At 70.4% G+C, this 26,134-nt stretch carries 22 protein-coding genes and 1 tRNA gene; 11 read left to right on the top strand and 12 right to left on the bottom strand.

Features of this window, described 5'->3' with window-relative positions; genetic code table 11:
- Positions 1-100: 100 nt before the first annotated feature.
- Positions 101-562, bottom strand: a complete 462-nt coding sequence (locus ACZ6QQ_RS13535; RefSeq protein ID WP_465876325.1) for a RidA family protein — start codon at positions 560-562, stop codon at positions 101-103.
- Positions 559-714 carry a DUF4177 domain-containing protein gene (locus tag ACZ6QQ_RS13530; protein ID WP_326561638.1) on the bottom strand — a complete coding sequence of 52 codons (156 nt, stop codon included), beginning with the start codon at positions 712-714 and terminating at the stop codon, positions 559-561. Before ACZ6QQ_RS13530 ends, ACZ6QQ_RS13535 begins: the two co-directional genes overlap by 4 nt.
- A gap of 989 nt (positions 715-1,703) precedes the next feature.
- Between ACZ6QQ_RS13530 and ACZ6QQ_RS13525 the strand changes: the two genes are divergently transcribed.
- From ACZ6QQ_RS13525 to bagB, 3 genes are read left to right on the top strand one after another with little or no spacing between them, the layout of a single operon-like run.
- Entirely contained in the window at positions 1,704-2,300 is a 597-nt protein-coding gene (locus ACZ6QQ_RS13525) for an Rv0361 family membrane protein (protein ID WP_465876784.1), read from the top strand.
- A gap of 39 nt (positions 2,301-2,339) precedes the next feature.
- Positions 2,340-3,314: an ATPase BagA gene (gene bagA, locus ACZ6QQ_RS13520; RefSeq protein ID WP_465876324.1), complete on the top strand. Its 975-nt coding sequence runs from the start codon at positions 2,340-2,342 to the stop codon at positions 3,312-3,314.
- Between the two features lie 57 nt (positions 3,315-3,371).
- Entirely contained in the window at positions 3,372-4,520 is a 1,149-nt protein-coding gene (bagB, locus tag ACZ6QQ_RS13515; RefSeq protein ID WP_465876322.1) for an ATPase BagB, read from the top strand.
- Here the strand turns inward: bagB and ACZ6QQ_RS13510 are convergent.
- Positions 4,507-4,803, bottom strand: a complete 297-nt coding sequence (locus tag ACZ6QQ_RS13510) for a WhiB family transcriptional regulator (protein ID WP_326561641.1) — start codon at positions 4,801-4,803, stop codon at positions 4,507-4,509. The two genes, bagB and ACZ6QQ_RS13510, sit on opposite strands and share 14 nt — an antisense overlap.
- Positions 4,804-5,211: 408 nt before the next feature.
- Between ACZ6QQ_RS13510 and ACZ6QQ_RS13505 the strand changes: the two genes are divergently transcribed.
- The gene (locus ACZ6QQ_RS13505) at positions 5,212-7,644 is read left to right on the top strand and encodes a penicillin-binding protein (protein WP_465876783.1); all 2,433 of its coding nucleotides are present in this window, start codon (positions 5,212-5,214) and stop codon (positions 7,642-7,644) included.
- Between the two features lie 137 nt (positions 7,645-7,781).
- On the opposite strand, the gene ACZ6QQ_RS13500 is transcribed toward ACZ6QQ_RS13505, so the two are convergent.
- Entirely contained in the window at positions 7,782-8,237 is a 456-nt protein-coding gene (locus ACZ6QQ_RS13500; RefSeq protein ID WP_465876321.1) for a GatB/YqeY domain-containing protein, read from the bottom strand.
- Between the two features lie 25 nt (positions 8,238-8,262).
- On the opposite strand from ACZ6QQ_RS13500, the gene ACZ6QQ_RS13495 reads away from it, so the two are divergent.
- Both ACZ6QQ_RS13495 and ACZ6QQ_RS13490 read left to right on the top strand, forming a co-directional pair.
- The gene (locus ACZ6QQ_RS13495; RefSeq protein ID WP_465876319.1) at positions 8,263-9,156 is read left to right on the top strand and encodes a metallophosphoesterase; all 894 of its coding nucleotides are present in this window, start codon (positions 8,263-8,265) and stop codon (positions 9,154-9,156) included.
- 158 nt (positions 9,157-9,314) lie between these two features.
- Positions 9,315-9,388 (top strand) — tRNA-Pro (locus tag ACZ6QQ_RS13490).
- A 120-nt stretch (positions 9,389-9,508) separates the two neighbouring features.
- Here the strand turns inward: ACZ6QQ_RS13490 and ACZ6QQ_RS13485 are convergent.
- Positions 9,509-11,086 carry an ArnT family glycosyltransferase gene (locus ACZ6QQ_RS13485; protein ID WP_465876317.1) on the bottom strand — a complete coding sequence of 526 codons (1,578 nt, stop codon included), beginning with the start codon at positions 11,084-11,086 and terminating at the stop codon, positions 9,509-9,511.
- A 516-nt stretch (positions 11,087-11,602) separates the two neighbouring features.
- On the opposite strand from ACZ6QQ_RS13485, the gene ACZ6QQ_RS13480 reads away from it, so the two are divergent.
- Positions 11,603-13,030 (top strand): GGDEF domain-containing protein, encoded by a 1,428-nt coding sequence (locus ACZ6QQ_RS13480; protein WP_465876782.1) that lies wholly within the window; start codon positions 11,603-11,605, stop codon positions 13,028-13,030.
- Between the two features lie 122 nt (positions 13,031-13,152).
- Here ACZ6QQ_RS13480 and ACZ6QQ_RS13475 read toward each other — a convergent pair whose 3' ends face one another.
- Both ACZ6QQ_RS13475 and ACZ6QQ_RS13470 read right to left on the bottom strand, forming a co-directional pair.
- A complete protein-coding gene (locus ACZ6QQ_RS13475; protein ID WP_465876316.1) occupies positions 13,153-14,220 on the bottom strand; it encodes an aspartate-semialdehyde dehydrogenase in 1,068 nt (355 codons plus the stop codon).
- Between the two features lie 6 nt (positions 14,221-14,226).
- Positions 14,227-15,492: an aspartate kinase gene (locus ACZ6QQ_RS13470; RefSeq protein WP_329106171.1), complete on the bottom strand. Its 1,266-nt coding sequence runs from the start codon at positions 15,490-15,492 to the stop codon at positions 14,227-14,229.
- A gap of 308 nt (positions 15,493-15,800) precedes the next feature.
- Between ACZ6QQ_RS13470 and ACZ6QQ_RS13465 the strand changes: the two genes are divergently transcribed.
- From ACZ6QQ_RS13465 to leuA, 3 genes are all read left to right on the top strand, one after another.
- The gene (locus ACZ6QQ_RS13465) at positions 15,801-16,703 is read left to right on the top strand and encodes a hypothetical protein (RefSeq protein ID WP_465876314.1); all 903 of its coding nucleotides are present in this window, start codon (positions 15,801-15,803) and stop codon (positions 16,701-16,703) included.
- 85 nt (positions 16,704-16,788) lie between these two features.
- Positions 16,789-17,334, top strand: coding sequence for a nitroreductase family protein (locus tag ACZ6QQ_RS13460; protein WP_465876313.1), 546 nt, complete (start codon positions 16,789-16,791; stop codon positions 17,332-17,334).
- Positions 17,335-17,678: 344 nt separating this feature from the next.
- Positions 17,679-19,427, top strand: coding sequence for a 2-isopropylmalate synthase (leuA, locus tag ACZ6QQ_RS13455; RefSeq protein WP_465876311.1), 1,749 nt, complete (start codon positions 17,679-17,681; stop codon positions 19,425-19,427).
- 68 nt (positions 19,428-19,495) lie between these two features.
- On the opposite strand, the gene ACZ6QQ_RS13450 is transcribed toward leuA, so the two are convergent.
- The gene (locus ACZ6QQ_RS13450; RefSeq protein ID WP_465876309.1) at positions 19,496-21,010 is read right to left on the bottom strand and encodes an MFS transporter; all 1,515 of its coding nucleotides are present in this window, start codon (positions 21,008-21,010) and stop codon (positions 19,496-19,498) included.
- Between the two features lie 136 nt (positions 21,011-21,146).
- Here ACZ6QQ_RS13450 and ACZ6QQ_RS13445 point away from each other — a divergent pair, with 136 nt between their 5' ends.
- Positions 21,147-21,773, top strand: coding sequence for an HNH endonuclease family protein (locus ACZ6QQ_RS13445; RefSeq protein WP_465876307.1), 627 nt, complete (start codon positions 21,147-21,149; stop codon positions 21,771-21,773).
- A gap of 56 nt (positions 21,774-21,829) precedes the next feature.
- Here ACZ6QQ_RS13445 and ACZ6QQ_RS13440 read toward each other — a convergent pair whose 3' ends face one another.
- The 4 genes from ACZ6QQ_RS13440 to ACZ6QQ_RS13425 all read right to left on the bottom strand — a co-directional run bounded on the left by ACZ6QQ_RS13440 (position 21,830) and on the right by ACZ6QQ_RS13425 (position 26,007).
- Positions 21,830-22,963 carry an ABC transporter ATP-binding protein gene (locus ACZ6QQ_RS13440; protein WP_465876306.1) on the bottom strand — a complete coding sequence of 378 codons (1,134 nt, stop codon included), beginning with the start codon at positions 22,961-22,963 and terminating at the stop codon, positions 21,830-21,832.
- A complete protein-coding gene (locus ACZ6QQ_RS13435) occupies positions 22,960-23,943 on the bottom strand; it encodes an ABC transporter ATP-binding protein (RefSeq protein WP_465876305.1) in 984 nt (327 codons plus the stop codon). Before ACZ6QQ_RS13435 ends, ACZ6QQ_RS13440 begins: the two co-directional genes overlap by 4 nt.
- A 67-nt stretch (positions 23,944-24,010) precedes the next feature.
- A complete protein-coding gene (locus ACZ6QQ_RS13430) occupies positions 24,011-24,967 on the bottom strand; it encodes an ABC transporter permease (RefSeq protein ID WP_465876781.1) in 957 nt (318 codons plus the stop codon).
- Positions 24,968-24,999: 32 nt separating this feature from the next.
- Positions 25,000-26,007 (bottom strand): ABC transporter permease, encoded by a 1,008-nt coding sequence (locus ACZ6QQ_RS13425; protein WP_465876303.1) that lies wholly within the window; start codon positions 26,005-26,007, stop codon positions 25,000-25,002.
- Between the last annotated feature and the right edge of the window lie 127 nt (positions 26,008-26,134).

Below are 26,134 nucleotides of genomic sequence, written 5' to 3'. Positions count from 1 at the left end.
TGCTCAATCGACGCGCGACCTTGCGCCTGCGGCGGTGGGCGTACCGCCCGCGGGCGACGATCCCGGCACCACAGGCGCAAGATCACGACAGTGGTACGGGTCAGGCGACCTCGACGATGACCTCTACCTCGACCGGCGAGTCCAGCGGCAGTTCGGCCACGCCGACGGCGCTGCGTACGTGCCGACCGGCCTCACCGAAGACGCTGCCGAACAGGTCCGAGGCCCCGTTGAGTACGCCCGGCTGCCCGGTGAAGCCCTCCGCCGAGGCGACGAACCCGGTCACCTTGACGATCTTGACGACGTTCTCCAGCCCGACCAGCGAGTCGACGGCCGCCAGCGCGTTGATGGCGCACCGCTCGGCCAGGTCCTTCGCCTGCTCGGCCGAGACGCCGTTGCCGACCTTGCCGGTGGCGAGCAGCTTGCCGTCGACGACCGGCAACTGCCCGGAGACGTAGACGTGGTGGCCGGACTGCACCGCCGGGACGTACGACCCGAGCGGTTGCACCACCTCGGGCAGGCTCAGGCCCAGCTCGGCGAGCTTGGCGTGTGGCCCGTTGCTCACGACTTCGGCCGCTTGAGGTACGCGACGAGCTGCTCCGGGTTCGGACCCGGCACCACGCCCACCAGCTCCCAGCCGTCCTCGCCCCAGTTGTCGAGAATCTGCTTGGTCGCGTGCGTGAGCAGCGGCACCGTGGCGTACTCCCACTTCTGCATCGCTGGCTGGCTCCCTCGTTCTTGGCTGCTTCGCCGGACGGCGTACGGATGTGCCGGTCAGCCTACGGGCAGCGGCGCGCCGGGCCCGGTCCCGCCACCCCCGGAATGGTCCAACTGACACCGGACGGCCGGGGCAACGGCGACCGACGCGACCCCGACCGGGACCGCCTCGTCCCGTCCACTTCGGTGTGCGTAGCCGGGACCTGACGGCTGGTGCACGACGGCTACCCTCAGCCGCGGGCGGGCACGTATGCTCTCTCGCCAAGCCTGATCACTGCGCCAGCTCCGCGCGGCCCTGCCGGTGAGCGGTAGGGCGGCCGTGGGGATCGGCGTACCGAGGCCCTACGGGGGAGACGATGACTCAACCGCCCAACGGCGGCTCCACGCAACCGCCGGGCGGTCAGCCGCCCCACGACGACGAGCCCACGCAGCCGGCCCCGGTGCCACCGGAAGCCGGACCCGCCGCGAGCGACGACACGACGGCCACGGTGCCGGCCACGACGACCGAACCGGACGCCACCCCGACCGCCGCCACTCCACCCGCGAACGCACCAGACCAGGCGCAGCCCACGCCAACGCAGGCGGCAGACCAGGCGCAGCCCACGCCAGCCCAGGCGGTGGACCAGTCGGAGCCCGTGACAAAGCCGGCGGTGGACCAGGCACAGCCCACGCCAACACAGGCGGTGGAACAGTCGGAGCCCGCGCCGTCACCGTCAGTGGACCAGGCGCAGCCCGCGCCGGCCGGGCCGGTGGATCAGGCGCCGCCGGCAGACGCGGTGCCGGCGCCACCGACCCCGGAGCAGACCGCACCGGTCGCGGAGCAAACCGCACCGGACACGGAGCAGACGCCGCCCACCCAGCCGATCCCGGCCCAGACTCCGTCCGCCCAGACTCCGCCCACCCAGCCGATCCCGGCCCAGTCCTGGGCGGGGCAGCCCTCGCCCGGCACGCCCGATCAGGGGCAGGGCACGCCCCATCCGGGACAGCCGGTGTTCGGCACGCCGTACCCGGGGCAGCCGGTGCCGGGACACCCGGTTCCGGGGCAGCCGCCGTACCCCGGACAGCCGTTTCCGGGGACGGCCGAATTCGGGCAGCCGGGTTATCCCCTGCCGCCGGGCTACCCGCCGCCGGCCCAGCCGCCGAAGAAGAGGCGCGGCCTGCTGATCGCCTCGATCGTGCTGGCGGTGGCGGTGGTGCTCTGCGGCGGCGGTGGGCTCGCCGCGTTCCTGCTGCTGCGCAACGCGGAGACCGGTCAGGGTGCGCCCAACGCGGCCACGGCGGTGGACAGCTTCCTCAAGGCCGTCTACACCGAGAAGGACGCCGACAAGGCCGCCGCACTGGTCTGCTCGCAGGCCAACGACAAGGCGGCCGTCGTCGACAAGGTCGACGAGGTGAAAAAGCTCTCACAGACCTACAAGACACCCCGGTTCAAGTGGAACCCCCCGAAAGTGGATGAACAAACCGGTGACCGGGCAATTGTCTCGGTCCAGCTCACCATGCTGACCGCCGACGAGAAGACGGCGGAGCAGCAGCTCACGTTCACCGTGATACAGAAAACCGGCTGGCGCGTCTGCGAGGTGGGCTAGCTCGTGGCGTAGCCGCTACGGCTGGTTACGCTCGTATACGTGCGAGCAGGTGAGGGTTCGGTCGGTCAGCCCCATACGGGCTGGCCGGCCCGTCTGCATGTGGTAACCGGCAAGGGTGGCACGGGGAAGACCACCGTCGCCGCCGCCCTGGCCCTCGCGCTCGCCGCCGAGGGGCGGCGCACCCTGCTGGTGGAGGTCGAGGGCCGACAGGGCATCGGGCAGCTCTTCGGCACCGGGCCGCTGCCGTACGAGGAGCGGCGCATCGTCGAGCTCCCCGGTGGCGGGGAGGTGCGGGCGCTCGCCGTCGACCCCGAAGAGGCGCTGCTCGAATACCTGGACATGTTCTACAAGCTCGGCGCCGCCGGCCGCGCGCTGCGCAAGCTCGGTGCGATCGACTTCGCCACCACCATCGCGCCGGGCCTGCGGGACGTGCTGCTCACCGGCAAGGTCAAGGAGGCGACCACCCGGACCGCCGACAAGCGCCGGGTGTACGACTCCGTGGTGCTGGACGCGCCGCCCACCGGCCGGATCGGTCGCTTCCTGAACGTCACCGCCGAGGCGGCCCGGCTGGCCAAGGTCGGCCCGATCAAGACCCAGAGCGAGGGGGTGGCGGCGCTGCTGCGCTCCCCGATCACGGCCGTGCACGTGGTCACGCTGTTGGAGGAGATGCCGGTCCAGGAGACCATCGACGCGATCGGCGAGTTGACCAAACTGCGCATCCCGGTCGGCCGGCTGATCGTCAACAGCAGCCGGCCGCCGCTGCTGGCGGCCAAGGTGAGCCAGGCGGAGCTGCGCGGGGGGCTGGCCGCCGCCGGGCTGCCGGCCGACCGGGCCACCGTCGCCGGCCTGCACACCGAGGCCCGGGACCAGCTCACCCGCCGGGAACTGGAGGAGTCGCTCCGGTCGGACCTGGTCGAACTGGGGCTGCCGTTGGTGGAGTTGCCCCTGTTGCCGGACGGGGTTGACCGAACGGCTCTCGATCGGCTCGCAACGGTGTTGGCCAGCGCCGATTGACTCACACCTGAGCGCTGCCCTGGGCAGTTGACGGGGCAATCCCGATACGCTCGGAAGGTGCCTGCCGATCAACCAGCGCCGCAGCTGGACGTCGACCAGATCCTCGCCGATTCCGGCGTACGGATAGTGGTCTGCTGTGGCTCGGGCGGCGTCGGGAAGACGACCACCGCGGCGGCGCTCGCGTTGCGCGCGGCCGAGGTGCACGGACGGCGTACGGTCGTGCTCACCATCGACCCGGCCCGCCGGCTGGCGCAGTCGCTCGGCCTGACCGAGCTGGACAACACGCCCCGGCAGGTCAAGGGCATCGACGTGGAGTCCAGCGGCGGCGAACTGCACGCCATGATGCTCGACATGAAGCGGACCTTCGACGACGTGGTGCTGGCGCACAGTGACCCCGCGAAGGCCGCCGAGATCTTCGCGAACCCCTTCTACCAGGCGATGAGTTCCACCTTCGCCGGTACGCAGGAGTACATGGCGATGGAGAAGCTGGGTCAGTTGCACGCTCGGGGCGAGTGGGACCTGATCGTGGTCGACACCCCGCCGTCCCGGTCGGCGCTGGACTTCCTGGACGCGCCGGCCCGGCTGTCCCGGTTCCTCGACGGGCGGATGCTGCGGTTGTTGCTGGCTCCGGCCCGGTCCGGTGGGCGGAGCATGTTCAGCCTGGTCACGGCGTCGTTCGGGATGTTCTCGCGGGCGGTGCAGAAGGTCTTGGGCGCCCAGTTGCTCACTGACCTGTCCGGCTTCGTGGCGGCGTTGGACTCGATGTTCGGTGGTTTCCGGCAGCGGGCGGAGCAGACGTACCGGATCCTGCAGGCCAGGGAGACGGCGTTCCTGCTGGTCGCGGCGCCGGAGCCGGACGCGGTCCGGGAGGCGGCCTATTTCGCCGGGCGGCTCGGTGAGGAGCGGATGCCGCTGGCCGGGCTGGTGATGAACCGGGTGCACCGCACGGCGGTGGACGAGCCGACGGCGCAGGAGAGCCTGGCCGCCGCGGATCGGCTGGCCGAGCTGGGCGGTCACGAGACGACGGTGGAGACGCTGCGGGTGCACGCCGCGCTGGCCCAGCAGGCGGCCCGGGAGCAGCGGGTGGCGTCGGCGTTCACCGAGGCGTACCCGCGGGTGCCGACGGTGTCGGTCACGGCGCAGCCCGCCGACGTGCATGACGTCGACGGGCTGCGAACGATAGGCGCCGCGATCAGCCGGTCGTGACCAGGGACTTGTCCTTGTTCTTCAGCGCGGCTTCGAACATTTTGCGCCAGCTGGCCACCTGCGGGTGTCGACGCAGCAGGGCCCGCCGTTCCCGCTCGGTCATGCCGCCCCAGACGCCGAACTCGATACGGTTGTCGAGCGCGTCGGCCAGGCACTCGTAGCGCACCGGACAACTTCGGCAGATCCGCTTCGCCACGTTCTGTTCCGCGCCCTGTACGAACAGCGCGTCAGGGTCACCGTTCTGACACGCTGCCAAAGTGGGCCAGTCTGTGATCATGCCCATCTGTTCACGTCCCCCCTTGCTTTCCCGCTACCGACTCGTGCCGATCAGCCGGCCACTAACCCCCCGGCCATCCGTCGCGCCTGCCCCCAGGCGGCACGGACGACGTGCGATTTCCCTCGCCGGACCATCATGCTCTGTAGTCGACTGATTACGCAACGTTGTCGGCCAAATTCATTAATCCGGACACTCCGGGCTTCTTGCCCGGTCGTCTGTGCTGTCTACCCGGCTGCGATGTACGAAAACGCTGCGGAGATCCGTCGGATGGAGGAGACTCGGCAGCACGGTGCCCGCAACCGCACGCCTGGGTCCGTGCGTTTAGCACAACGAGACCAGCGCCCGCAGGAAATGGGGAAAGTACGCGGAGCGCGACCTCGATGCTGACTCACGTACCCTGACGAGGTGACCCGGATGCGGAAACGCGACCACAATGTCTTTGCCAACGGCGCATCGCTGCTCATCTGTGGCCTGCTGGCCGGGGTGGTGGTCGCCGCGGCCGCCTTCCCCGCGGTAGCGATGTCCGGCCTGGCCGCCAAGGCCGGCGCCGAGACCTTCGACAAGCTACCGACCGAGCTGACGGTCAAGATGGCGCCACAGATCAGCTACCTGTACGCGTCCGACGGCAAGACGGTGCTCGCCACCATGTACGACGAGAACCGACGCGACGTCCCGCTGAAGGACATGTCGCCGTGGATGCCGAAAGCCATCATCGCGGCCGAAGACCACGACTTTTACGAGCACAACGGCGTTGACATGAGGGGCATCGCCCGTGCCTTCGTCGCCAACAACAGCGCCAACCAGACCACCCAGGGCGCCTCCACCCTCACCATGCAGTACGTCCGGCAGGCGATCGCTTACTCGGCGACGCACCCGCAGGACGTGGTGGCGGCCACTGAGGACACCACCGCCCGCAAGCTGCGCGAGATGCGCTACGCCCTCCAGATCGACAGCGAGCTCTCCAAAGAGGAGATCCTGGAGCGCTACCTGAACATCGCGCCCTTCGGCAACGGCGCGTACGGCGTCTTCGCGGCCAGCCAGGTCTACTTCAACAAGCACCCGAAGGACCTGACGATCGAGGAGGCGGCGCTGCTCGCCGGCCTGGTCAAGGCGCCCTCGGAGTACAACCCGACCACCGCCAGCGGCTACCCGCAGGCGGTCACCCGGCGCGACTACGTCATCAAGAACATGGTCGACATCGGCGCGATCACCCAGCAGGAGGCCGACACCGCCAAGGCGGTCAAGCTGGTCATCACCGGCAAACGCGCCCCGAACGGATGCGTCGCCACCAGCAAGAACCACTGGGGCTTCTTCTGCGACTTCTTCTACCGCTGGTGGATGGACCAGGAGACCTTCGGCGCGACCACGTACGACCGGGAGCGGCGGCTGAAGTCCGGCGGCTACAGCATCGTCACCACCCTCGACATCCAGGCGCAGGAAGCGGCGAAGAAGTCGGTCGAGAAGTACCTCCCGACCTCGCGCAAGGAAGCGTTGATGCTCGCCGGCATCGAGCCGGGCACCGGTCGGGTACGCACCCTGGCGGTCAACCGGAACTTCAAGCTCGACGACCCGGACCGGCCGGCGAACGGGCCCTCCACCAACCCGAAGGCACCGAAGGGCACCCGGGGCACCTACCCGAACACCACGAACCCGCTGCTCACCGGCGGTGGCGACATCACCGGTTACCAGGCCGGCTCGACGTTCAAGATGTTCACATTGGTGGCGGCGCTGGAGAAGGGCCTGCCGCTGGCGACCACGATCAACGCCCCGGAGGAGTACGTCTCCAAGTACCCGGTCGGCTTCAACAGCGAGGCCGCGTGCAAGGGCACGAACAAGTACTGCCCGCGGAACGCCAGTAAGAGCATGGCGGGTCCGCACAACATGTGGAGCGCGTTCGGGTTCTCGGTGAACACCTACTTCGTACCGCTGGAGGAGCAGGCCGGCGCGCTCAACTCGATCAACGTGGCCAAGCGGCTCGGCATCCAGTTCCGGTCGAGCAAGGATGCCGAGATGGCGACGGCGGAGGGTGGCGGCGACCTCTGGGGCGCGTTCGTCCTCGGTGTCTCCGCGACCACGCCACTGGACCTGGCCAACTCGTACGCCACCCTCGCCGCCGACGGCAAGTACTGCGAGCCGATTCCGGTGCAGGAGATCCGCGACCTGAGCGGCAAGACGCTCGACATCGCGAACCCGCGCTGCGAGCAGCGCTTCAAGGCCGAGGTCGCCCGCGCCGCCATCGACGCCGCCCGCTGCCCGGTCGGCGACAACTCCCCGACCACCCAGTGCAAGACCCGCACCGCCGGCAACGTACGCGGCGTCGTGGGCAAGCCGGTCGCCGGCAAGAGCGGCACCACCGACTCGGACCGGACCGCCAGCCTGGTCGTCACGACCAAGCAGCTCGCCGTGGCCGGCATCCTGGCCGACCCGGACTGGCCCGAGACCACCGAGAAGATGGACCACGACAAGGTCAACCCGGCGGTGTACGAGACGCTGCGGGACGCGATGAAGGGCAAGCCCACCGTCCAGTTCACCCCGCCGAGCGGCAAGCTCGTCCAGGGTGACCAGCGTTCCATCCCGAACGTCGAGTGCCAGTCGATCGACTCGGCCCGCTCCCGGCTCAAGGGCGCCGGCTTCGAGGTCGACGTGGCCCGCTCGCAGGTCAACTCGAAGTGCCCGGCCGGCACCGCCGCCGGCACCAGCCCCGACGGCCGCACCGTCAAGGGCGGCGTCGTGGTCATCCAGGTCAGCAACGGCAACGGTGGCGGTCCGACGCCGGGCGGGAACGGCCCGATCCGACCCAGTACCGGCCCGGACGGCCCCAACGTCGTCCGACCCCCGGGCGACTGACCCGCGGGTACGCGAGACAGTGATGGGCGGGCACCTTCCGGTGCCCGCCCATCGTCGTCATCCCCACCGGTACGGCTTCCACCGGCGTCACACGTTCACCGCCGTCACAAGTTCACCCGGCGTCACACGTTCATCGGTCAGGAACCGAGCTGTCGGCGTACCTCGGCGGCGACCCGACCGCCCTCGGCCCGGCCGGCCACCGCGGCCTGGCTGGCCTTCATCGCCGGGCCCAACTGGGCCTTGCCCTCGAAGCCACCGACGGCGAGCGCGCCCCGGACCAGCTCGGTCAGCTCCTCGTCACTGAGCTGCTTCGGCAGGTAGCGGTCCAGCACCTCGCCCTCGGCCCGCTCCTTCTCCGCCTGCTCGGTACGGCCGGCGTCAGCGAACGCGGTCGCCGCCTCCCGGCGCTTCTTCGACTCCTTGGTCAGGACCGACAGCACTTCGTCGTCGGAAAGCTCCCGCTTCGCCTTGCCGGCGACCTCCGCGTTGCCGATGGCGGCGAGCGCCATCCGCAGGGTCGACGTGGTCAGCTCGTCCCGCGCCTTGAGGGCGGTACGCATGTCAGCGGTCAGGAGGTCCTTCAGCGTGCTCATGACTCGTCAAACTACCCTGGTCGCCATGCAGAAGCGCACCGTATTCCGACTGGCAGCCGGCACCGTCGCGGCCGGAGCGGCCACTCTCGCGTACGCCTCGCTCGTCGAGCGAAACCTGTTCACCCTCCGCCGGTTCGACGTACCGGTGCTCGACACCGACGCGGAACCCCTGCGCATCCTGCACCTCTCCGACCTGCACATGACCCCCGATCAGCGGCGCAAGCAGCGCTGGGTCGCCTCGCTCGCCGCCACCGACCCGGACCTGGTCGTGGTGACCGGGGACAACCTGGCCCACCCCGAGGGCGTACCGGGCGTGCTGCGGGCGTTGCAGCCACTGTTGGACGTACCGGGGGCGTTCGTCTTCGGGTCCAACGACTACAAGGGGCCGGTCTGGAAGAACCCGCTCAGCTACGTGCTGCCGGAACGGGACTACGTGCAGGGCGTCGACCTGCCGACCGAGGACCTCCGGGACGTACTGGTCGGTGCCGGCTGGGCCGACCTGAACAACTCCCGTACGACCCTCAAGGCCGGCGGCCGTACGGTCGAACTGGTCGGAGTCGACGACCCGCACGTCGAGCGGGACGACTACGCGTCGGTCTCCGGGCCGGTGTCGGAGCAGGCCGACCTGACCATCGGGCTGACCCACTCCCCGGAGCCGCCGCTGCTGGACGAGATGGCGGCCGACGGCTTCCAACTGCTGCTCGCCGGGCACACCCACGGCGGCCAGGTCTGCGTACCGTTCTACGGCGCGCTGACGACGAACTGCGACCTGCCGCTGTCGATGGCCAAGGGCCTGCACCGGTGGCCCGGTTCGGACGCCTGGCTGCACGTCTCGGCCGGCGTCGGCACCCACCCGACTGCCCCGGTCCGGTTCGCCTGCCGCCCCGAGGCGTCGCTGCTGACCCTGATTCCGCGCTGACCCTGATTCCGCGCTGACCCTGATTCCGCGCTGACCCTGATTCCGCGCTGACCCGCCGGACCGGACCGGAGCCGTTCACCGCTCCGGTCCAGGTCGGCGCCCCGCCGGGATACCGAATTTGACCACCGGGGCCGGTGGGCTAGTATTTGTCAGCAGCTCGGGGTGTAGCGCAGCTTGGTAGCGCGCTTCGTTCGGGACGAAGAGGTCGTCGGTTCGAATCCGGCCACCCCGACGAGTTGAGGGGTCACTTCCCAGCGATGGAAGTGGCCCCTTCTGCTGTCCTGGATGACCAACGCCCCGGCGGTGCCGTGCTGCCCGCCGGCTCGCGCGGCGCAGCGGTGGTGGGCGGCCGTCAGCCCAGCTGGACCCGCCGGTCGAAGACGTAGACGGCATAACCGGCGACGTGATCGATCTCGGCTCGCTCCCCGGAAGAACGGACGAACAGGGAAAGGCGCTGGTCGGCGGCGCTTCCCGTGGGCATCAGGTAGGCGACCCGGGCCGCCCGACCCACCTCCTCCCGATAGGGCGCGTACCGGTCGAGGCCGGGCTTGAGGTTGTCATCCAGAACAGCGCACCTCACCTTTTCCGCGGTCAAAAAGGTGATCCGGTTGCACGTCCAGTATTCGGAGTACACGTACCGCAGGTCGCGGCGATCGAGGTAGTCCAACAGCGTCCGCTCGGCGACCGCCCGGGACGCGTACTGCTGACGGTGCCCGATCAGCTGCCCGGTCGCCACGACGGTGCTCATGGTGAACGCGACCAGGACGAGCGCGCCGGCGACACCCGGAAGGATCCTCCGGCGCGCATCCGAGGCCGCCTTCCAGGCCGGCCACAGGACTGCCGGCAACGACACCAGTCCGTAGTGCAGGTATCTCGCACTCTCTGTCGGGCTGGTTGCCGACGAGGCGCTCACCACGTACGCCAGCAGGGTCGCAGCTCCGCCGACCGCCAGGGCGAGCCGACCGGCCGAACGGGACCGCTCCACGCCGACGTCACGCCGGACCGACCGGGCGGACACGACCACCGAGATCAGCAGAAGCACCAGGTAGACCGGCCCCCACCACAGCTGCCACGGCCGGCAGTCGCTGGGAGCGCAGATGCCCGAACTGAGGGGCAGTCCGACGACCACCGCTCCGTGAATCCTGTCGATCCAGGGCGCCGCCCCGCCCGCACCACTGAGCGAGAACAGCACCGCCAGGGAGTTCCCCTGCCCGGAGAAGAGGTTGTACCAGATCAGGGGGGCGCTTCCCAGGACGAGGCCGATGACGACCGCCCCGAGGTCCATTTTCCGGAGCCTCGCTCCTCCGACCAGAACCAGGAGCGCCGCGGACACCGCGACGTAGGGCAGCCCGAGCCAGTGCGTCCAGGCGACATAGCCCGCGAGCAGCCCCCACACGAAGTACGCGACGGGTTTCTTCGAAGGCGGGCTCAGCGCAATTCCCACCGCGGCGAGCATCACGGCGGCGGTTGCCACGGCAACGTCCGAATACCCGCCCGCGCCGATGACCTGATTCTTGACGATCCGGTCCGACCCGAACGCCAGGATGCCGACGACGCAGACGCCGAACCAGGGACCGTACAGGGCCCGGACCAGCCGGTAGACCACGACCAGGAACAGCAGATACATCAGCACCGACGGAATCCGCAGCACCCACCACGCGGTCCCGAAGAAATGAACGAACGGCGCGGCAAGGTAGGAGTGCAGTGTGCCCATGTACTGCTGCCCGTAGAAGAATATGGGCCACTCCCGGCCCTGGGCTATGTGCAGCGCGGCGAGGCCGGCGGTTCCCTCGTCACTGTTGGCGGGCGGAACGTCCCCCACCAGCAACCCGATCCGGTACACGAGCCCGACGACCGCGACAACCGCGACGCAGACCGTCGGAGCGGAAAGAACGCGGGACCGCCAGCGCGGAAGGTGCCGGCCCGACACCGCGCCGATCGAACCACCGGTCCGTGGTTCTACCGATCCGGCCGCATCGCCTCCATCGAGCATTCCGCTCTGCCCGGAACCAGTGAGCGACACCGACAACCTTCGTTCTTCGTCTCTACCCGAATGCGGTACCCGTGCTTACACCACCGCCGCGGCAAGCCCCCGATCGACGGTTCGACGGCGACGGCCAGTATGCAGGGCGCGGGCAGGCGTACGGGGGACAGGTCAACCAGCCAGCGGTCCCGGGCTTGCCGGCAGGCCGGGACCGCTGTGAGAGCCACCACACGGGTGGTGGTCACGCCGCGCACCGAGGGTGATGATCGCTGCTCAACAGCGTGTTCACAGGCAGCTATGATGATCGACTTAGGGCAGTGGCTCCAGACCCGTGGGTAATCTTGGTCGTACGCCGTCCGACCTGCCACCGGCCGGCCACCCCTCCCCCAGCCCCTCCTGGAACGACAAAAGGTGCCCCCGGAACACGAACGAGTCATCTCCGCTCTGACGGCCCGCCTGCCGATGGCGTCGACCGCTCTGGAGGCGTGCCAGTTCACCGTCGCCACCCTCGGCCGGCACGTACCGGCGCAGGTGTCCGTCCTCCTGCCGCTGCACGACCGGCTCCGGCGGGTGGCCGCCACCGGCTCCTGGCAGATCTTCGCCACCCTGCCGCTCCACACCGGCGTCGCCGGCCGGGTCTTCACCACCGGCAGGCCCGAAACCATCGAACCCGAGACGGTCGAGGCCGGAACACTCGGGGACACGCCCCGCGCCGAGGCGGGCGGCGACCCGCCGTTGCGCGCCGGGGTGACGGCCCAGACCTGCGTGCCGGTCCTCGATCCGGCGGGTGCGCCGGTCGGCGTACTGACCCTGGAGTGGACCGGGAAAGTCGATCTTTCTGCCTGGCGGGCGACCGCCGAGCAGGTCGGGGCCCGGCTCGGCGCCCGGATCACCGCACTCGGCGGCCCTCCGGCGGAGAGCCGCGACGAGAAACTGCTCCGGCACGCCGCCGCGCTGACCGCCGCGCCCGACGAACCGGAGCTGGTCGCCGCCGCCATCGACGCCGCCCGGGACGTGTCCGGGCTCGGCTCGGCGATCCTGGTCCTCGCCCGCCCCTCCGGCCTGCGGCTGGTCGAACCCGACCCCCGCACCGGCGACGCCGACGGACTCGACTGCCGGATCCGGGCCAGCCTCACCGGCACCGACCGGTACGCGGCGCTGACCCGACTGATGACCCGGGTGCACGGCTGCGGTTCGACGTACACTCTCGCCCAGGCCGGCCCGGCGACCGCCGCCGACGAGTACGACCCGCCGCTGCCGGACGGGGTCGGCACGCTGATCGCCGTACCGCTGGGTCCGACCGACACCGGCGGCCTGCTGCTGGTCGCCGACGAGCGGGTGCGGCGACCGGATCCGACCACGGTCAACCTGCTGGAGTTGCTCGCCGCACAGGCCTGGATCTGCCTGGACCGGCTGCGGAGCCTGGCCGGGCTGCGCGAGCGGGCCGGCTCGGACCCGTTGACCGGGCTGCGCCACTACGGTTCGTTCGGCGAGCGGATCACCGCGACCACACCGGGCCGCACGGCCCTGCTCGCCATCGACGTGGACGACTTCAAGATCGTCAACGACACGTACGGCCACCAGGCGGGTGACCAGGTCCTGGTGGAGCTGGCCCGGGCGCTCGAGTTGGCTCTCCGGCAGGGCGACGAGCTGTACCGGGTCGGCGGCGACGAGTTCATCGCGGTGATCGAGGTCGGGCGCCCCGAGGAGGCTGCCGGCATCGCCGAACGGCTGGTCGCGGCGGCCCGTCGGATCGGCCGCACCATCAGCGTCGGTGTGGCCGTCCAACACGACGCCGAGTCGCCGGAGTTGACCCTGCGCCGCGCCGACGCCGCCCTCTACGACGTCAAACGCGAAGGCCGCGACGGCATCCGCCTCTCCGCCGCCTGACCCACCCCCACAATCGCGGCCTCTTGTAGAGAATGAGTCGCTATTTCCGTGCGGATAACCACTGATTCTCTACAAGAGTGGCGCGCAGCGGCGGGGTGGCGCGCAGCGGCGGTGGGAGGGGGTCAGCGGGGGGTGGATTTGTATTCGGCGGCCAGGAGTTCGGCGATCTGGGCGGTGTTGAGGGCGGCGCCCTTGCGGAGGTTGTCGCCGGTGATGAAGAGGTCCAGGGCGCGCGGGTCGTCCATCGAGCGGCGGATCCGTCCGACCCAGGACGGGTCGGTGCCGACGGCGTCGATCGGCATCGGGAACTCGCCGTGCTCCGGGTCGTCGACCAGGATCACCCCGGGCGCGTTGCGCAGCGCCTCGCGGGCGCCCTCAGCGTCCACCTCCGAGCCGAAAACCGCGTGTACGGCAACCGAGTGCCCGGTCACCACCGGAACCCGTACGCAGGTCGCGGAGACCTTCAGATCGGGCAGGCCGAGGATCTTGCGGGACTCGTTGCGCATCTTGAGTTCCTCGGACGACCAGCCGCCGTCGCGCAGCGTTCCCGCCCACGGCACCACGTTGAGTGCGAGCGGGGCCGGGAACGGGCCCAGCTCGTCCCCGACCGCCTGCCGTACGTTGCCGGACCGGGAGCCGAGCCCCCGGTCCCCGGCGATCTTCGTGAGCTGGTCGTGCAGGGTGTCCACACCGGCCTGACCGGCACCGGAAACCGCCTGGTACGACGCCAGCACCAGCTCCCGCAGGCCGTACTCGCGGTGCAGGGGCGCGATCGCGACGATCATGCCGAGAGTGGTGCAGTTGGCGTTGGCGATGATGCCCTTGGGCCGGTTGCGTACCTGCTCCGGGTTGATTTCCGGGACCACCAGCGGCACGTCCCGGTCCATCCGGAAGGCCCCGGAGTTGTCGACGGTCACCGCGCCCCGGGAGACCGCGATCGGTGCCCACTGCGCGGAAACCTCGTCCGGCACGTCGAACATCGCCACGTCGACGCCGTCGAACGCCTCCGGGGTCAACGCCTGCACGGTCAACTGTTCGCCCCGGCAGAGCCGCTGCTGTCCGACCGACCGCGCGGACGCGATCAGCCGGATCTCACCCCAGACGTTTTTTCGCGACGAGAGCAGGTCGCACATCACGGTGCCGACGGCACCCGTCGCCCCGACGATCGCAAGGGTGGGCAGCTGGCCCATGAGGGGTTACCTCCCGGTTCCGGCGTACACGACGGCTTCCTCAGTGCCTCCGAGGTCGAACGCGTCGTGCACAGCGCGGACCGCGGCGTCCAGATCGGTGTCCCGGCACACCACCGAGACGCGGATCTCCGAGGTGGAAATCATCTCGATGTTCACCCCAGCCTCGCCGAGGGCAGCGAAGAAGCTGGCTGCGACACCCGGGTGGGAGCGCATGCCGGCACCGATCAGCGACACCTTACCGACGTGGTCGTCATAGAGCAGCCCCTTGAACTTGACCGGCTCCTGGATCTTGCTGAGCGCGGCCATCGCCGTCGGGCCGTCGGTCTTCGGCAGGGTGAACGAGATGTCGGTGCGGCCGGTCCCCTCGGTGGAGACGTTCTGCACGATCATGTCGAGGTTTATCTCGGCACTCGCCACGGTCTCGAAGATCCGGGCGGCGGCGCCCGGCTCGTCCGGTACGCCGACAACAGTGATCTTCGCTTCGCTGCGGTCGTGGGCGACCCCGGTGATCAGTGCTTGCTCCACGGCGGGTTCCTCCATCGATCCGGTGACCATCGTGCCGGTGTTGGTCGAATATGACGAGCGGACGTGAATCGGCAGTTGTGCTCGGCGCGCGTACTCGACGCTGCGCAAGTGCAGCACCTTCGCGCCGCAGGCGGCCAACTCCAGCATCTCTTCGTACGTGATCTGCTTGATGTGACGTGCGTTGGGGACGATTCGGGGATCCGCGGTGAAGATGCCGTCGACGTCGGTGTAGATCTCGCAGACGTCGGCGTTGAGCGCGGCGGCCAGGGCCACGGCGGTGGTGTCCGAGCCGCCCCGGCCGAGGGTGGTGATGTCCTTGGTGTCCTGGGACACGCCCTGGAAGCCGGCGACGATCGCGACCGCGCCCTCGTTCAGCGCCCCCTGCAACCGGCCGGGGGTGACGTCGATGATCCGGGCCTTGCCGTGCACCGAGGTGGTCAGCACGCCGGCCTGCGAGCCGGTGTACGAGCGTGCTTCGTACCCCAGGTTGTGGATCGCCATGGCCAGCAGCGCCATCGAGATCCGCTCGCCGGCGGTGAGCAGCATGTCCAGCTCGCGGCCGGGCGGCAGCGGGCTGACCTGGTGCGCCAGGTCGAGCAACTCGTCGGTGGTGTCCCCCATCGCGGAGACCACCACGACCACGTCATCTCCGGCCTTGCGAGCGGCGACGATCCGCTCGGCCACCCGCTTGATCCGTTCGGCGTCGCCGACGGAGGATCCGCCGTACTTCTGCACGACCAGTGCCACGACGGTCTGCTCCTTCCCACGGCCGGTCGCTCACCGGCCACCACGCTGCCGACCGGCCGGTTTCCGCCGGTCGTGGGCAGCCTGCTCCATTCAACCCGGAGCGTGCCGACGCCGCCGGCCACGTACCGGCGGCGCCGTATGAACGACCCTCAGGGTACCGGCCCGACCAGGACCGGGGGCAGCCACGATCCCACCATCCGGCCGGTCGGGCGGTCCGGCGGCCGGGCGGCGGTGCTGCCCGCGACACGCCGAACGCCGCCGACCCGACTGACTGATCAGTACGCCCGGACAGACCCGACAATGGCACGATGCGCTCGGAAGCCGCCCCTCCCGACACCGATCCGGCCGCCGCCCGGCCCGACCGGCCCGACCGGCCCCGGCCGTACGACGGACGTCGGCTGGGCGGCTGGTCGCGGCTGGTGGCGGGGGTGCTGCTGGTCGGCTGGGCGGTGCTGCTCGGCGGCTGTGGGGGCGGCGACGTACCGCCGGTCGCCCCGCCGGTGGTCGACAGTCCGGCCCCGGTGAGTGGGTCGGCGTCGGCCCCGGCCGCGGTGACCGACGCGCGGGCCCAGCTCGCGGGGCTGGCCGCGGCGGCCGAGGACCGGCACCTGACCGCGCGTTACACGTGGTCCCGGTCCGGTCAGCCGAACCGGACGGTGACGTTGGTCAGTGCCGCCGACGGCACCTGGCGGGTGGACGTCCCGGGCGGGGCGCTCGGCGGCACCGCCGACGTCGCGATCGTGCAGACCCGCGCCGGGATCTTCCAGTGCGGGCTGCCCTCGGACCGGCGACCGGACTCGCCCACCTGTGTGAAGGTCGCCGCACCGGACCGGGCGCTGCCCGCCGGCATCGATCCGTTGGTGCAGCACGTGTTCACCGACTGGCGCAAGGTGCTCACCGACCGTCAGGCTTCGTTGGCGATCTCGACCACCCGCGCGCTGCCGAACTCGCGGGGCGCGTGTTTCTCGGTCGACTCGACCGCCGCCTCGCTCAGCGCTCCGCTGGAGATCGGCATCTACTGCTTCGACACCGACGGCACGCTCACCGCGGCTCGGCTGGGGCTCGGCACCCTGCTGTTGACCGGCAACCCGACCTCGGCACCGGCGACGGTCACCCTGCCCGGCCCGGTGGTGTCCGGCTCGCCGCTGCGTACGGCCGCACCGCCGACTCCGAGCGCCGATCCGACGCCCGGCAGCACCCCGAGCAGATGATCTCCGTTCACGTACCGGGTGCGGTCGAACACAACAGGTGACCCCGGCGGTCGCACAGATGGTGCGATACGGCACACTCGGGCGCATGGTGGAGCTATCCCCGCTGCTCGCGGCCAGGTGGAGCCCGCACGCCTTCGACCCCGACGCCACGGTTGCCGACACCGAGGTCCTCTCGCTGCTCGAAGCCGCCCGATGGGCGCCCTCGGCGGGCAACAGCCAACCGTGGCGGTTCATTGTCGGCCAGCGCGACGACGAGACGTACAAGCGGATCCTGACCAATGTCGGCCCGGCCAACCAGCGCTGGGCCGGCAACGCGGCGCTGCTGCTGCTCGGTGCGCACACCGCGACGATCCCGGCCGGCTGCCCGCCGACCCAGGCCGCGTACGACCTCGGTCAGGCAGTGGCGCATCTCACCATCCAGGCGACCGCTCTACACCTGCACGCGCACCAGCTGGCCGGCATCGATCTGGCCGGGCTCCGGATCGACCTGGAGCTGCCGGCCGGCGTACGGCCGCACGTGGTGGTGGCGGTCGGCCGGCTCGGTGACCCGCTCTCGCTCCCGGCGGACCTGCGCCGCTGGGAGACCGGGCTGCGCCAGCGCCGGCCCCTGGCCGACCTCCTGCTCGGCTGACCGGGACGGCGGGTCGCGGCGTCCGGGCCTGCGCGGGTGCGATTCGCGTCCCAGACTGCGGACCGAACTTCACGATCCGAGGATGCTCACGTAGGGTGACCGATGTCATGTGGCAGGCGCTTCTCCTCCTTCGCTGCCGCGACGAGGCCCATCTGGCCGGCACCTCGTCGCGGAGTTGACGCGCGCCGTCCGCCCCGCCGGTTGACCATCGTCGACCAGCCGGTTCCCGCCCGACACCTCGTCCTTCCCGGCGCGAGCAGCGCCATGTTCCCCACCGCGCGAGCAGCGCCCTGAGCGTCCGCTCCAGGACGCCTGACGCCGCATGACCACGGGAGTCTTCGACCATGCCCAACCCAGCCGACACCGACACCGATCCCATCGCCCGGCAGCGCCCGAGCCGGATGCCGTACCAGCGCTACCAGGCGTACCACCAGCAGTTCGCCGTCGACCTGCCGGACCGGCGGTGGCCGACCCGACGGGTCGAGACCGCTCCCCGGTGGTGCGCGGTCGACCTGCGCGACGGCAACCAGGCGCTGATCGACCCGATGTCGCCCGAACGCAAGCGGCGGATGTTCCAGCTGCTGGTGCAGATGGGCTACAAGGAGATCGAGGTCGGCTTCCCGTCGGCCAGCCAGACCGACTTCGACTTCGTACGGCAGCTCATCGAGCAGGACCTGATCCCGGACGACGTGACCATCCAGGTGCTGACCCAGTGCCGGGAACACCTGATCGAGCGGACCTTCGAGTCGCTGCGTGGCGCCAAGCGCGCGATCGTGCACTTCTACAACTCGACCTCGACCCTGCAACGGCGGGTCGTGTTCGGGCTGGACCGGGCCGGGATCACCGACATCGCCACCCAGGGCGCCCGGCTCTGCCAGAAGTACGCCGAGATCCACACTCCGGACACCGACATCTACTACGAGTACTCGCCGGAGTCGTACACCGGCACCGAACTCGACTACGCGCTGGAGGTCTGCGCCGCGGTGATCGAGGTCATCGACCCGACGCCGGACCGGCCGCTGATCATCAACCTGCCGGCGACGGTCGAGATGGCCACCCCGAACGTGTACGCCGACTCGATCGAGTGGATGGACCGGCACCTGCCCCGGCGGGACAGCGTGATCCTCTCCCTGCATCCGCACAACGACCGGGGCACCGGCGTCGCCGCCGCCGAGCTGGGCCTGTTGGCCGGGGCGGACCGGATCGAGGGCTGCCTGTTCGGCAACGGCGAACGCACCGGCAACGTCGACCTGATCACGCTGGGCCTGAACCTCTTCTCCCAGGGCATCGACCCGCAGATCGACTTCTCCTCGATCGACGAGATCAAGCGGGCGGTCGAGTACTGCAACCAGCTGCCCGTGCACGAGCGCCACCCGTACGCGGGTGACCTGGTCTACACCGCCTTCTCCGGCTCGCACCAGGACGCGATCAAGAAGGGCCTGGACGCGCTCGGGGCGGACGCGCGGGCGGCCGGGGTGCCGATCGACGAGTTCACCTGGGGGGTGCCGTACCTGCCGATCGACCCGAAGGACCTGGGGCGGACCTACGAGGCGGTCATCCGGGTCAACTCGCAGTCCGGCAAGGGCGGCGTCGCGTACATCATGAAGGCGGAGCACAACCTGGACCTGCCGCGCCGGCTCCAGATCGAGTTCTCCGGGGTGGTGCAACAGGTCACCGACCACGCGGGCGGCGAGGTCGAGCCGGCCCGGATGTGGGGCATCTTCGCCAACGAGTACCTGGTCGACCACCAGCCCGAACCGGCGCTGTCGCTGGTGTCGTACCGGACCGGCACGGTGGACGGCAAGGTCGAGGTCGAGGCCGACGTCCGCTTCGGTGGCGAGCACCGGTCGCTCTCCGCGGTCGGCAACGGCCCGATCGACGCGTACGTCAACGCGCTGCAGAGCCTCGGCGTACGGGTCAGGGTGCTGGACTACCACGAGCACGCGCTCTCCTCCGGTGGCGACGCCCAGGCGGCGGCGTACGTGGAGGCCGAGGTCGACGGTCGTACGGTCTGGGGGGTGGGGCTGGACGCGAACATCGTCACCGCGTCGATCACCGCTCTGACCAGCGCGGTGAACCGGGTACACGGCTGACGTCGGGGCGTACGACGATCGGGAGGCCGACCGGCGGGTAGCCGGTCGGCCGACCCTGCCGACGACGGTCAGTCGGATCCGGGGGAAGGTTTCTCGGGTCCGGGGGGAGGTTTCTCGGGTTCGGGGCGGTGGATGAGCAGTGCGGCCAGGACCGCGCTGAGGATCAGCAGCCCGGCGCACCAGAGCATCGCCGCCCGGAACGCGGCCGCGAGTTCGGTGGGCATCCGGTACGCGGCCCCGGAGAGGCCGACCAGCAGCGGCAGCGCCGCCACCGCGAGCACGCTGCCGACCCGGGAGGCGGCGTTGTTGAAACCGCTCGCCACCCCGGCGAACCGGTCCTCGGCGGCGGCCAGTACCGAGGTGGTCAGCGGTGCCACGACGAAGGTCAGTCCGAGCCCGAAGAGGAAGACCCCCGGCACCACGTCGGTCCAGATGGACGCGTGCTTGTCGATCCCGCGCAGCAGCAGTACGCCCGCGGCGGCGATCACCGGTCCGACGGTCAGCGGCAGCCGGGGGCCGATCCGGGCCACCAGCGCACCGGCCACGGGTGAGCCGACCAGCAGCAGTGCGGTCAGCGGCAGGTTCGCCAGCCCGGTTTTCAGCGCGGAGTACCCGGCCACGTTCTGCAACTGTACGGAGAGGAAGAAGCTGAGCCCGCCGAGGCTGGCGTACACGATCACGGTGTAGATGTTCAACATCGAGAAGACCCGGCGGCGGAACAGTGCCGGTGGCAGCATCGCGGCGTTGCCCTTGCGCCGTTCGAGCAGGACGAACGCCACCGCCGCGACCACCCCGACCACCGCACCGATCGCGACCAGTACCGCGCCGCCGCTGCTGCCGCGCTGGGCGGCCTCGATCAGGGCGAAGGTGATCCCGGCGAGGCCGAGCGCGCCGAGCAGGGCTCCGGTGATGTCGAAGCGCGGTGCGGTGCTGCCGGCGGCGCCGATGACCGCCCCGCCGGTGCCGGCCGCCGCCTGGCTGGCGGAGCCCCCTGACCGGCTCTCCGGCGCCCAGCGCAGTGCGGCGAAGACCACGACGACCGCCAGCGGCACGTTGATCAGGAAGATCCAGCGCCAGGAGAGGGCGTCGATCAGCCAGCCGCCGAGCAGCGGGCCGAGCGCGGTCGACACGCCGGAGAAGCCGGACCAGGCGCCGATCGCCTTGCCCCGGTCGTCCGGGTGGAAGCTGGCCTGGATCAGGGAGAGCGAGCCGGGTGTGAGCAGCGCGCCGCCGATGCCCTGGAGAAACCGGGCGGCGATCAGCCACTCGATGTTCTGCGCGATGCCGGAGAGGATCGACGCGGCGGTGAAGCAGACAACGCCGATCAGGAAGACGCGGCGCCGGCCGTACCGGTCGCCGAGTGCGCCGCCGAGCAGGACGAACGCGGCCAGGGTGAGCATGTAGCCGTCGATCGTCCATTGCAGACCGGAGACGCTGGCGTCCAGGGAGCGGCCGAGGTGGGGCAGTGCCACGTTGACCACGGTGCCGTCGAGGAAGACCATGCCGGACGCGAGGACGGCGGCGAACAGCAGTCCCCGGCCGGCGGGGCTGGCGAGCCGGATCGGCATTGACGGTTGAGGCACGATGTCCAACATGCCTTGCGTGATACGGCGAATGTCACGAAACGCCGAAACCTCTGCCGGATACTGTGCGGATACCCGGAACAGCCCGCAAGCTTGGCGGGTGTCGTACTCGCGTACAAGATCAGCAGCTCGACGGGTGACCGGGGCCGCGCTCGCCACGGTGCTCGCCCTCGGCGGCGCCGGCTGCGCACCGACCGGGCAGGCCGGCCCGGAACCCGATCCGACCGGCGCGGCCGGGGCGGGCAGCGCGGTGAGCCAGCTCGGCCAGTTGACGGTGGCGCAGGCCGGCTCGATGAAGGGCTACGACCGGGAGGCCTTCCCGCACTGGCGCGACGCCGGCAAGAACTGCGACGTCCGGGACACCGTGCTGCAACGCGACGGTGAGGACATCAAGCTGTCCGGCTGCAACGTGGTGGGTGGGCGCTGGTCGAGCGCCTACGACAAGAAGACCCTGACCGACCCGGCCGACGTCGACATCGACCACATGGTCCCGCTGGCGAACGCCTGGCGCTCCGGGGCGGACGAGTGGAGCGACGCCGAGCGCGGCGACTTCGCCAACGACCTCACCCGGCCGCAGCTGCTCGCCGTGTCGGCGGGCAGCAACCGCTCCAAGGGCGACCAGGGCCCGGAGGAGTGGCAGCCACCGAACCGCGACTACTGGTGCACGTACGCCGAGAGCTGGGTCGCGGTGAAGCACCACTGGAAGCTGACGGTGACCGCCGCCGAGAAGGCCGAGCTGGACGAGATGCTCGGCACCTGCTGAGACCGACGATAAGGGGCCCTCCGTTTTCCGGAAGGCCCCTTTCGCGTGCGGTACGGCTAGACGGTGGGGATCAGGTCACCGGTCTCGCCCGGGGTGGCCAGGTCGGTCGGCCGGATCAGCTCCGGCTCGACCTCGTGCATCCCGATCCGACCGGCCGCGATGTCCTCGGCGAAGTGACACGCCACCCGGTGCCCGGTAGCCAGCTCCCGCAGCACCGGCCGCTCGTCCCGGCACCGGGTCGGCTGTGCCCACGGGCAGCGGGTGTGGAACCGGCAGCCGGACGGCGGGTTGCTCGGCGAGGGCAGGTCACCGGCGAGCAGGATCCGCTCCCGACGGTCCTCGACCACCGGGTCCGGCACCGGCACCGCCGACATCAGCGCCTTGGTGTACGGGTGCATCGGCTCCCGGTAGAGGTCGTCGCTGGACGCCTCCTCCACCAGTCCGCCGAGGTACATCACGCCCACCGTGTCGGCGATGTGCCGGACCACCGCCAGGTCGTGCGCGATGATCAGGTACGTCAGTCCCCGCTCGGCCTGCAGATCCTCCAGCAGGTTGATCACCTGGGCCTGGATCGACACGTCGAGCGCGGAGACCGGCTCGTCGGCGACGATCAGGTCCGGCCCGAGGACCAGCGCACGGGCGATGCCGATCCGCTGGCGCTGGCCGCCGGAGAACTCGTGCGGGTACTTGCGCAGGGCCGAGGCCGGCAGACCGACCGCGTCCAGGGTCTCCCGGAGCCGGCGCAGGGTGTCCGCCTTGTCGTCGGCCAGCCCGTGCGCCTTGAGCCCCTCGACCAGCAGCGACTGCACCGACTGGCGCGGGTCGAGGCTGGACAGCGGGTCCTGGAAGATCATCTGCATCCGGCGGCGGGCCCGACGCATCTGTTCGCCCTTGAGCGCGCGTACGTCGGTGCCGTCGAAGATGATCTGCCCGTCGGTCGGTTCGACCAGCCGGAGCAGGCCCCGCCCGAGCGTCGACTTGCCGCAGCCGGACTCGCCGACCAGCCCGTACGTCTCGCCGGCCCGGATCGACAGGGACACCCCGTCGACCGCGTAGACGTAGCCGACGGTCCGGTCGACCAGCAGGCCGCTCTTGATCGGGAAGTGCACCTTCAGGTCGCGCAGCTCGATCAGCGGCGCCTGGGTCTTCGGCTCCTGCGCCTGCGGCGCCTCGGTCACGGACTCGGTCATGCCGCCACCTCCTCCAGAACCGGGTTGTTGCAACGCAGCCGGCCGCCGACCGCGGTCGGCTCCAGCGGCGGCGAGCCGTCGAGACAGGCGTCGACCACCCGGTCGCAGCGGGGCGCGAACGCGCACCCCTCCGTCCACGGGATGTTGTCCGAGACCGAACCCCGGATCGCGTGCAGTCGCTCGCCGCGCAGCGAGTCCAGGCGCGGCACCGAACTGAGCAACCCGTGGGTGTACGGGTGCCGCGGGTTGGCGAACAGTTCGTGCCGCTGCGCGGTCTCGACCACCTTGCCGCCGTACAGGACGTTGACGGTGTCGCAGAGGCCGGCGACCACCCCGAGGTCGTGCGTGATCATGATCAGGGCGGTGCCGGACGAGTCGACCAGGTCCTTGAGCAGGGTGAGAATCTGCGCCTGGATGGTCACGTCGAGCGCCGTGGTGGGCTCGTCGGCGATCAGCAGCCTCGGCTTGCAGGCCAACGCGATCGCGATCAGGGCCCGCTGGCGCATGCCACCGGAGATCTGGTGCGGGTACTCGCTCAGCCGCCGGTCCGGGTCCGGGATGCCGACCGAGTCCAGCAGGTCGCGGGCCTCGCGCAGCGCCTGCTTGCGGTCCCGGCCCTGGTGCCGTTCCAGCACCTCGGCGACCTGCAACCCGATCGGCAGGACCGGGTTCAGCGACGACAGCGGGTCCTGGAAGATCATGCCGATCTCCCGGCCGCGCCGGTCCCGCATGTCGTTCGGGCGCAGCTTGAGCAGGTCGGTGCCCTCGAAGAGCACCTCACCGCCGACCTTGTTGCCGCGCTTCGGCAGCAGCCCCATGATCGCCAGGCTGGTCACGCTCTTGCCACAGCCGGACTCGCCGACCAGGCCGACCGTCTGCCCCGGCTCCACCGAGAAGCTGACCTTGTCCACGGCGGTGAACGGCCGCTCACCCCGGCGGTTGAAGACCACACTCAGGTCACGTACGTCGAGCAGACTCATGCCGGTTCTCCCTCTTGCCCGTGGTGCCCGGGCGAAGCGACCGGGTGTGCGTGCGTAGGCATCTCGGTCACCGCCGGTTCTTCGGGTCGATCGCCTCGCGCATCGCCTCACCGAGCAGGGTGAAGCCGAGCGCGACGACGATGATCGCGAGGGCGGGGAAGTAGGCCAGTTCGGGCCGTACCTCGAAGTAGCGCTGGCCGTCGACGCCGAGCATCAGGCCCCACTCGGCGCGGTTGATATCCGGGTCGCCGAGGCCGAGGAAGGAGAGCGCCGCCGCCTCCAGAATCGCCACCGCGAACGTGAGCGTGGCCTGGGCGATGACCGGGGTCAGCGAGTTCGGCAGCATGTGCCGCAGCACGATCGCGTGTTCCTTCACGCCGAGCGCGCGGGCGGCGAGCACATGGTCGCTCTCCCGTTGGGCGAGCATCGCCCCCCGGAGCAGGCGGGCGAAGATCGGCACGCTGACGATCGAGACCGCGAAGATCACCGTCCACTGGCTGGACCGGCTGGCCAGCGCGACCAGGGTGATCGCCAGCAGCAGGCCGGGCAGGGCCAGCATGACGTCGGTCAGGCGCATCAGGACGACGTCGACCCAGCCGCCGAACGCGCCCGCGATCGCGCCGATCACCACGCCGAACGCGAGCCCGATCAGCGTGGCCAGGACACCGACCAGGAGCGTCTGCCGGGCGCCGTAGACGAGGCGGGAGGCGAAGTCGCGGCCGAGCGGGTCCGAGCCGAGCGGGAACCCGTCCTGCGCGCCCGGAATGGTGTCCGCGCTCAGGCCGTCGAGCAGTTCGTCGAACCGCTGGTTCGGATCGTGCGGGGCGATCAGCGGGGCGAAGATCGCCACCAGGACGAAGAGACCGACGATCACCGCTCCGGTCACCGCGACCGGGTTGCGGGCCAGCCGCCGTACGATGTCGCGGAACATGCTCACGCCGCCGGGCTCGGCACTCGCCCGCGCCAGCTCGTCCAGCCGGGCCTTCTTCCGCTCGGCCAGGGCGGTGACGCCGCGCCCGCTCATCCCACCCGGATTACCTTGCTGATTCTGCTCACTCATCGCACACGCACCCTGGGGTCGATGACCGCGTAGGAGAGGTCGACCAGCAGGTTGACCACGATGAAGACCAGGGCGGCGACCAGGATCAGCGCCTGCAACACCGGATAGTCGCGACTACCGGTGATCGAGTCGGTGATCAGGGTGCCGAGCCCGCCCCAGTTGTAGACCTTCTCGGTGAGCACCGCGCCGGCCAGCAACGCGCCGGTCTGGAGGCCGATCGTGGTCACCACCGGCAGCAGCGCGTTGCGCAGCACGTGCCGGCCCCGAATGGTCTGGTGGCGCAGCCCCTTGGCCTCGGCGGTACGGATGAAGTCCTCGTTCAGCACGTCCAGCACGCTGGCGCGGGTGATCCGTACGATCACCGCCAGCGGGATGGTGGCCAGGGTGACCGCCGGCAGGATCAGGTGCCAGAGCGCGTCGGCGCTGGCGTCGAACTCGCGGGTGAGCAACCCGTCGAGGACGAAGAAGCCGGTGACGTTGGTGTTGTCCAGTCCGGTGCTGATCCGCCCCGACGGCGGGAACCAGTGGATGTTCTGGGTGAACACGTCCTTGAGCAGATAGCCCAGGAAGAAGATCGGAATCGAGATGCCGAGCAGCGTCCCGCCGACCGTCAGGTTGTCCAGGGTCCGGCCCCGGTGCCGGGCGGCCAGGTAACCGAGCGGGATGCCGAGCCCGACCGCGATGATCATCGCGGCGAGGGCCAGCTCGACCGTTGCGGGGAACGAACGCCCGAGCACGTCGACGACCGAGTCACCGGTACGGATCGAGTTGCCGAAGTCGCCGGTGAGCATTCGCTGCATGAACTTGCCGTACTGAACCAGGATCGGCTGGTCGTAACCGAGCGCCTTGGTCAGAAGTTCCCGCCGTTCCGGGGTGGCCCGTTCGCCGAGCAGTGCGTCGACGGGGCCACCGGGCAGGTTCCGAAGCCAGATGAAGATCAGCGCGGTCAGCGCGATCAGGGTCACCACCAGCTGTAGCAGGCGGCGAACTATGACTCGCAACATCTCTCACACACCATGTTCTCGATGCCAGCAGAGGCGGGGGGGGGGGGGGGGGGGGGGGGGGGGGGGGGGGGGGGGGGGGGGGGGGGGGGGGGGGGGGGGGGGGGGGGGGGGGGGGGGGGGGGGGGGG

Source organism: Micromonospora sp. NPDC049529 (assembly GCF_055586685.1).
This window is presented reverse-complemented; position numbering and strand designations above follow the sequence as displayed.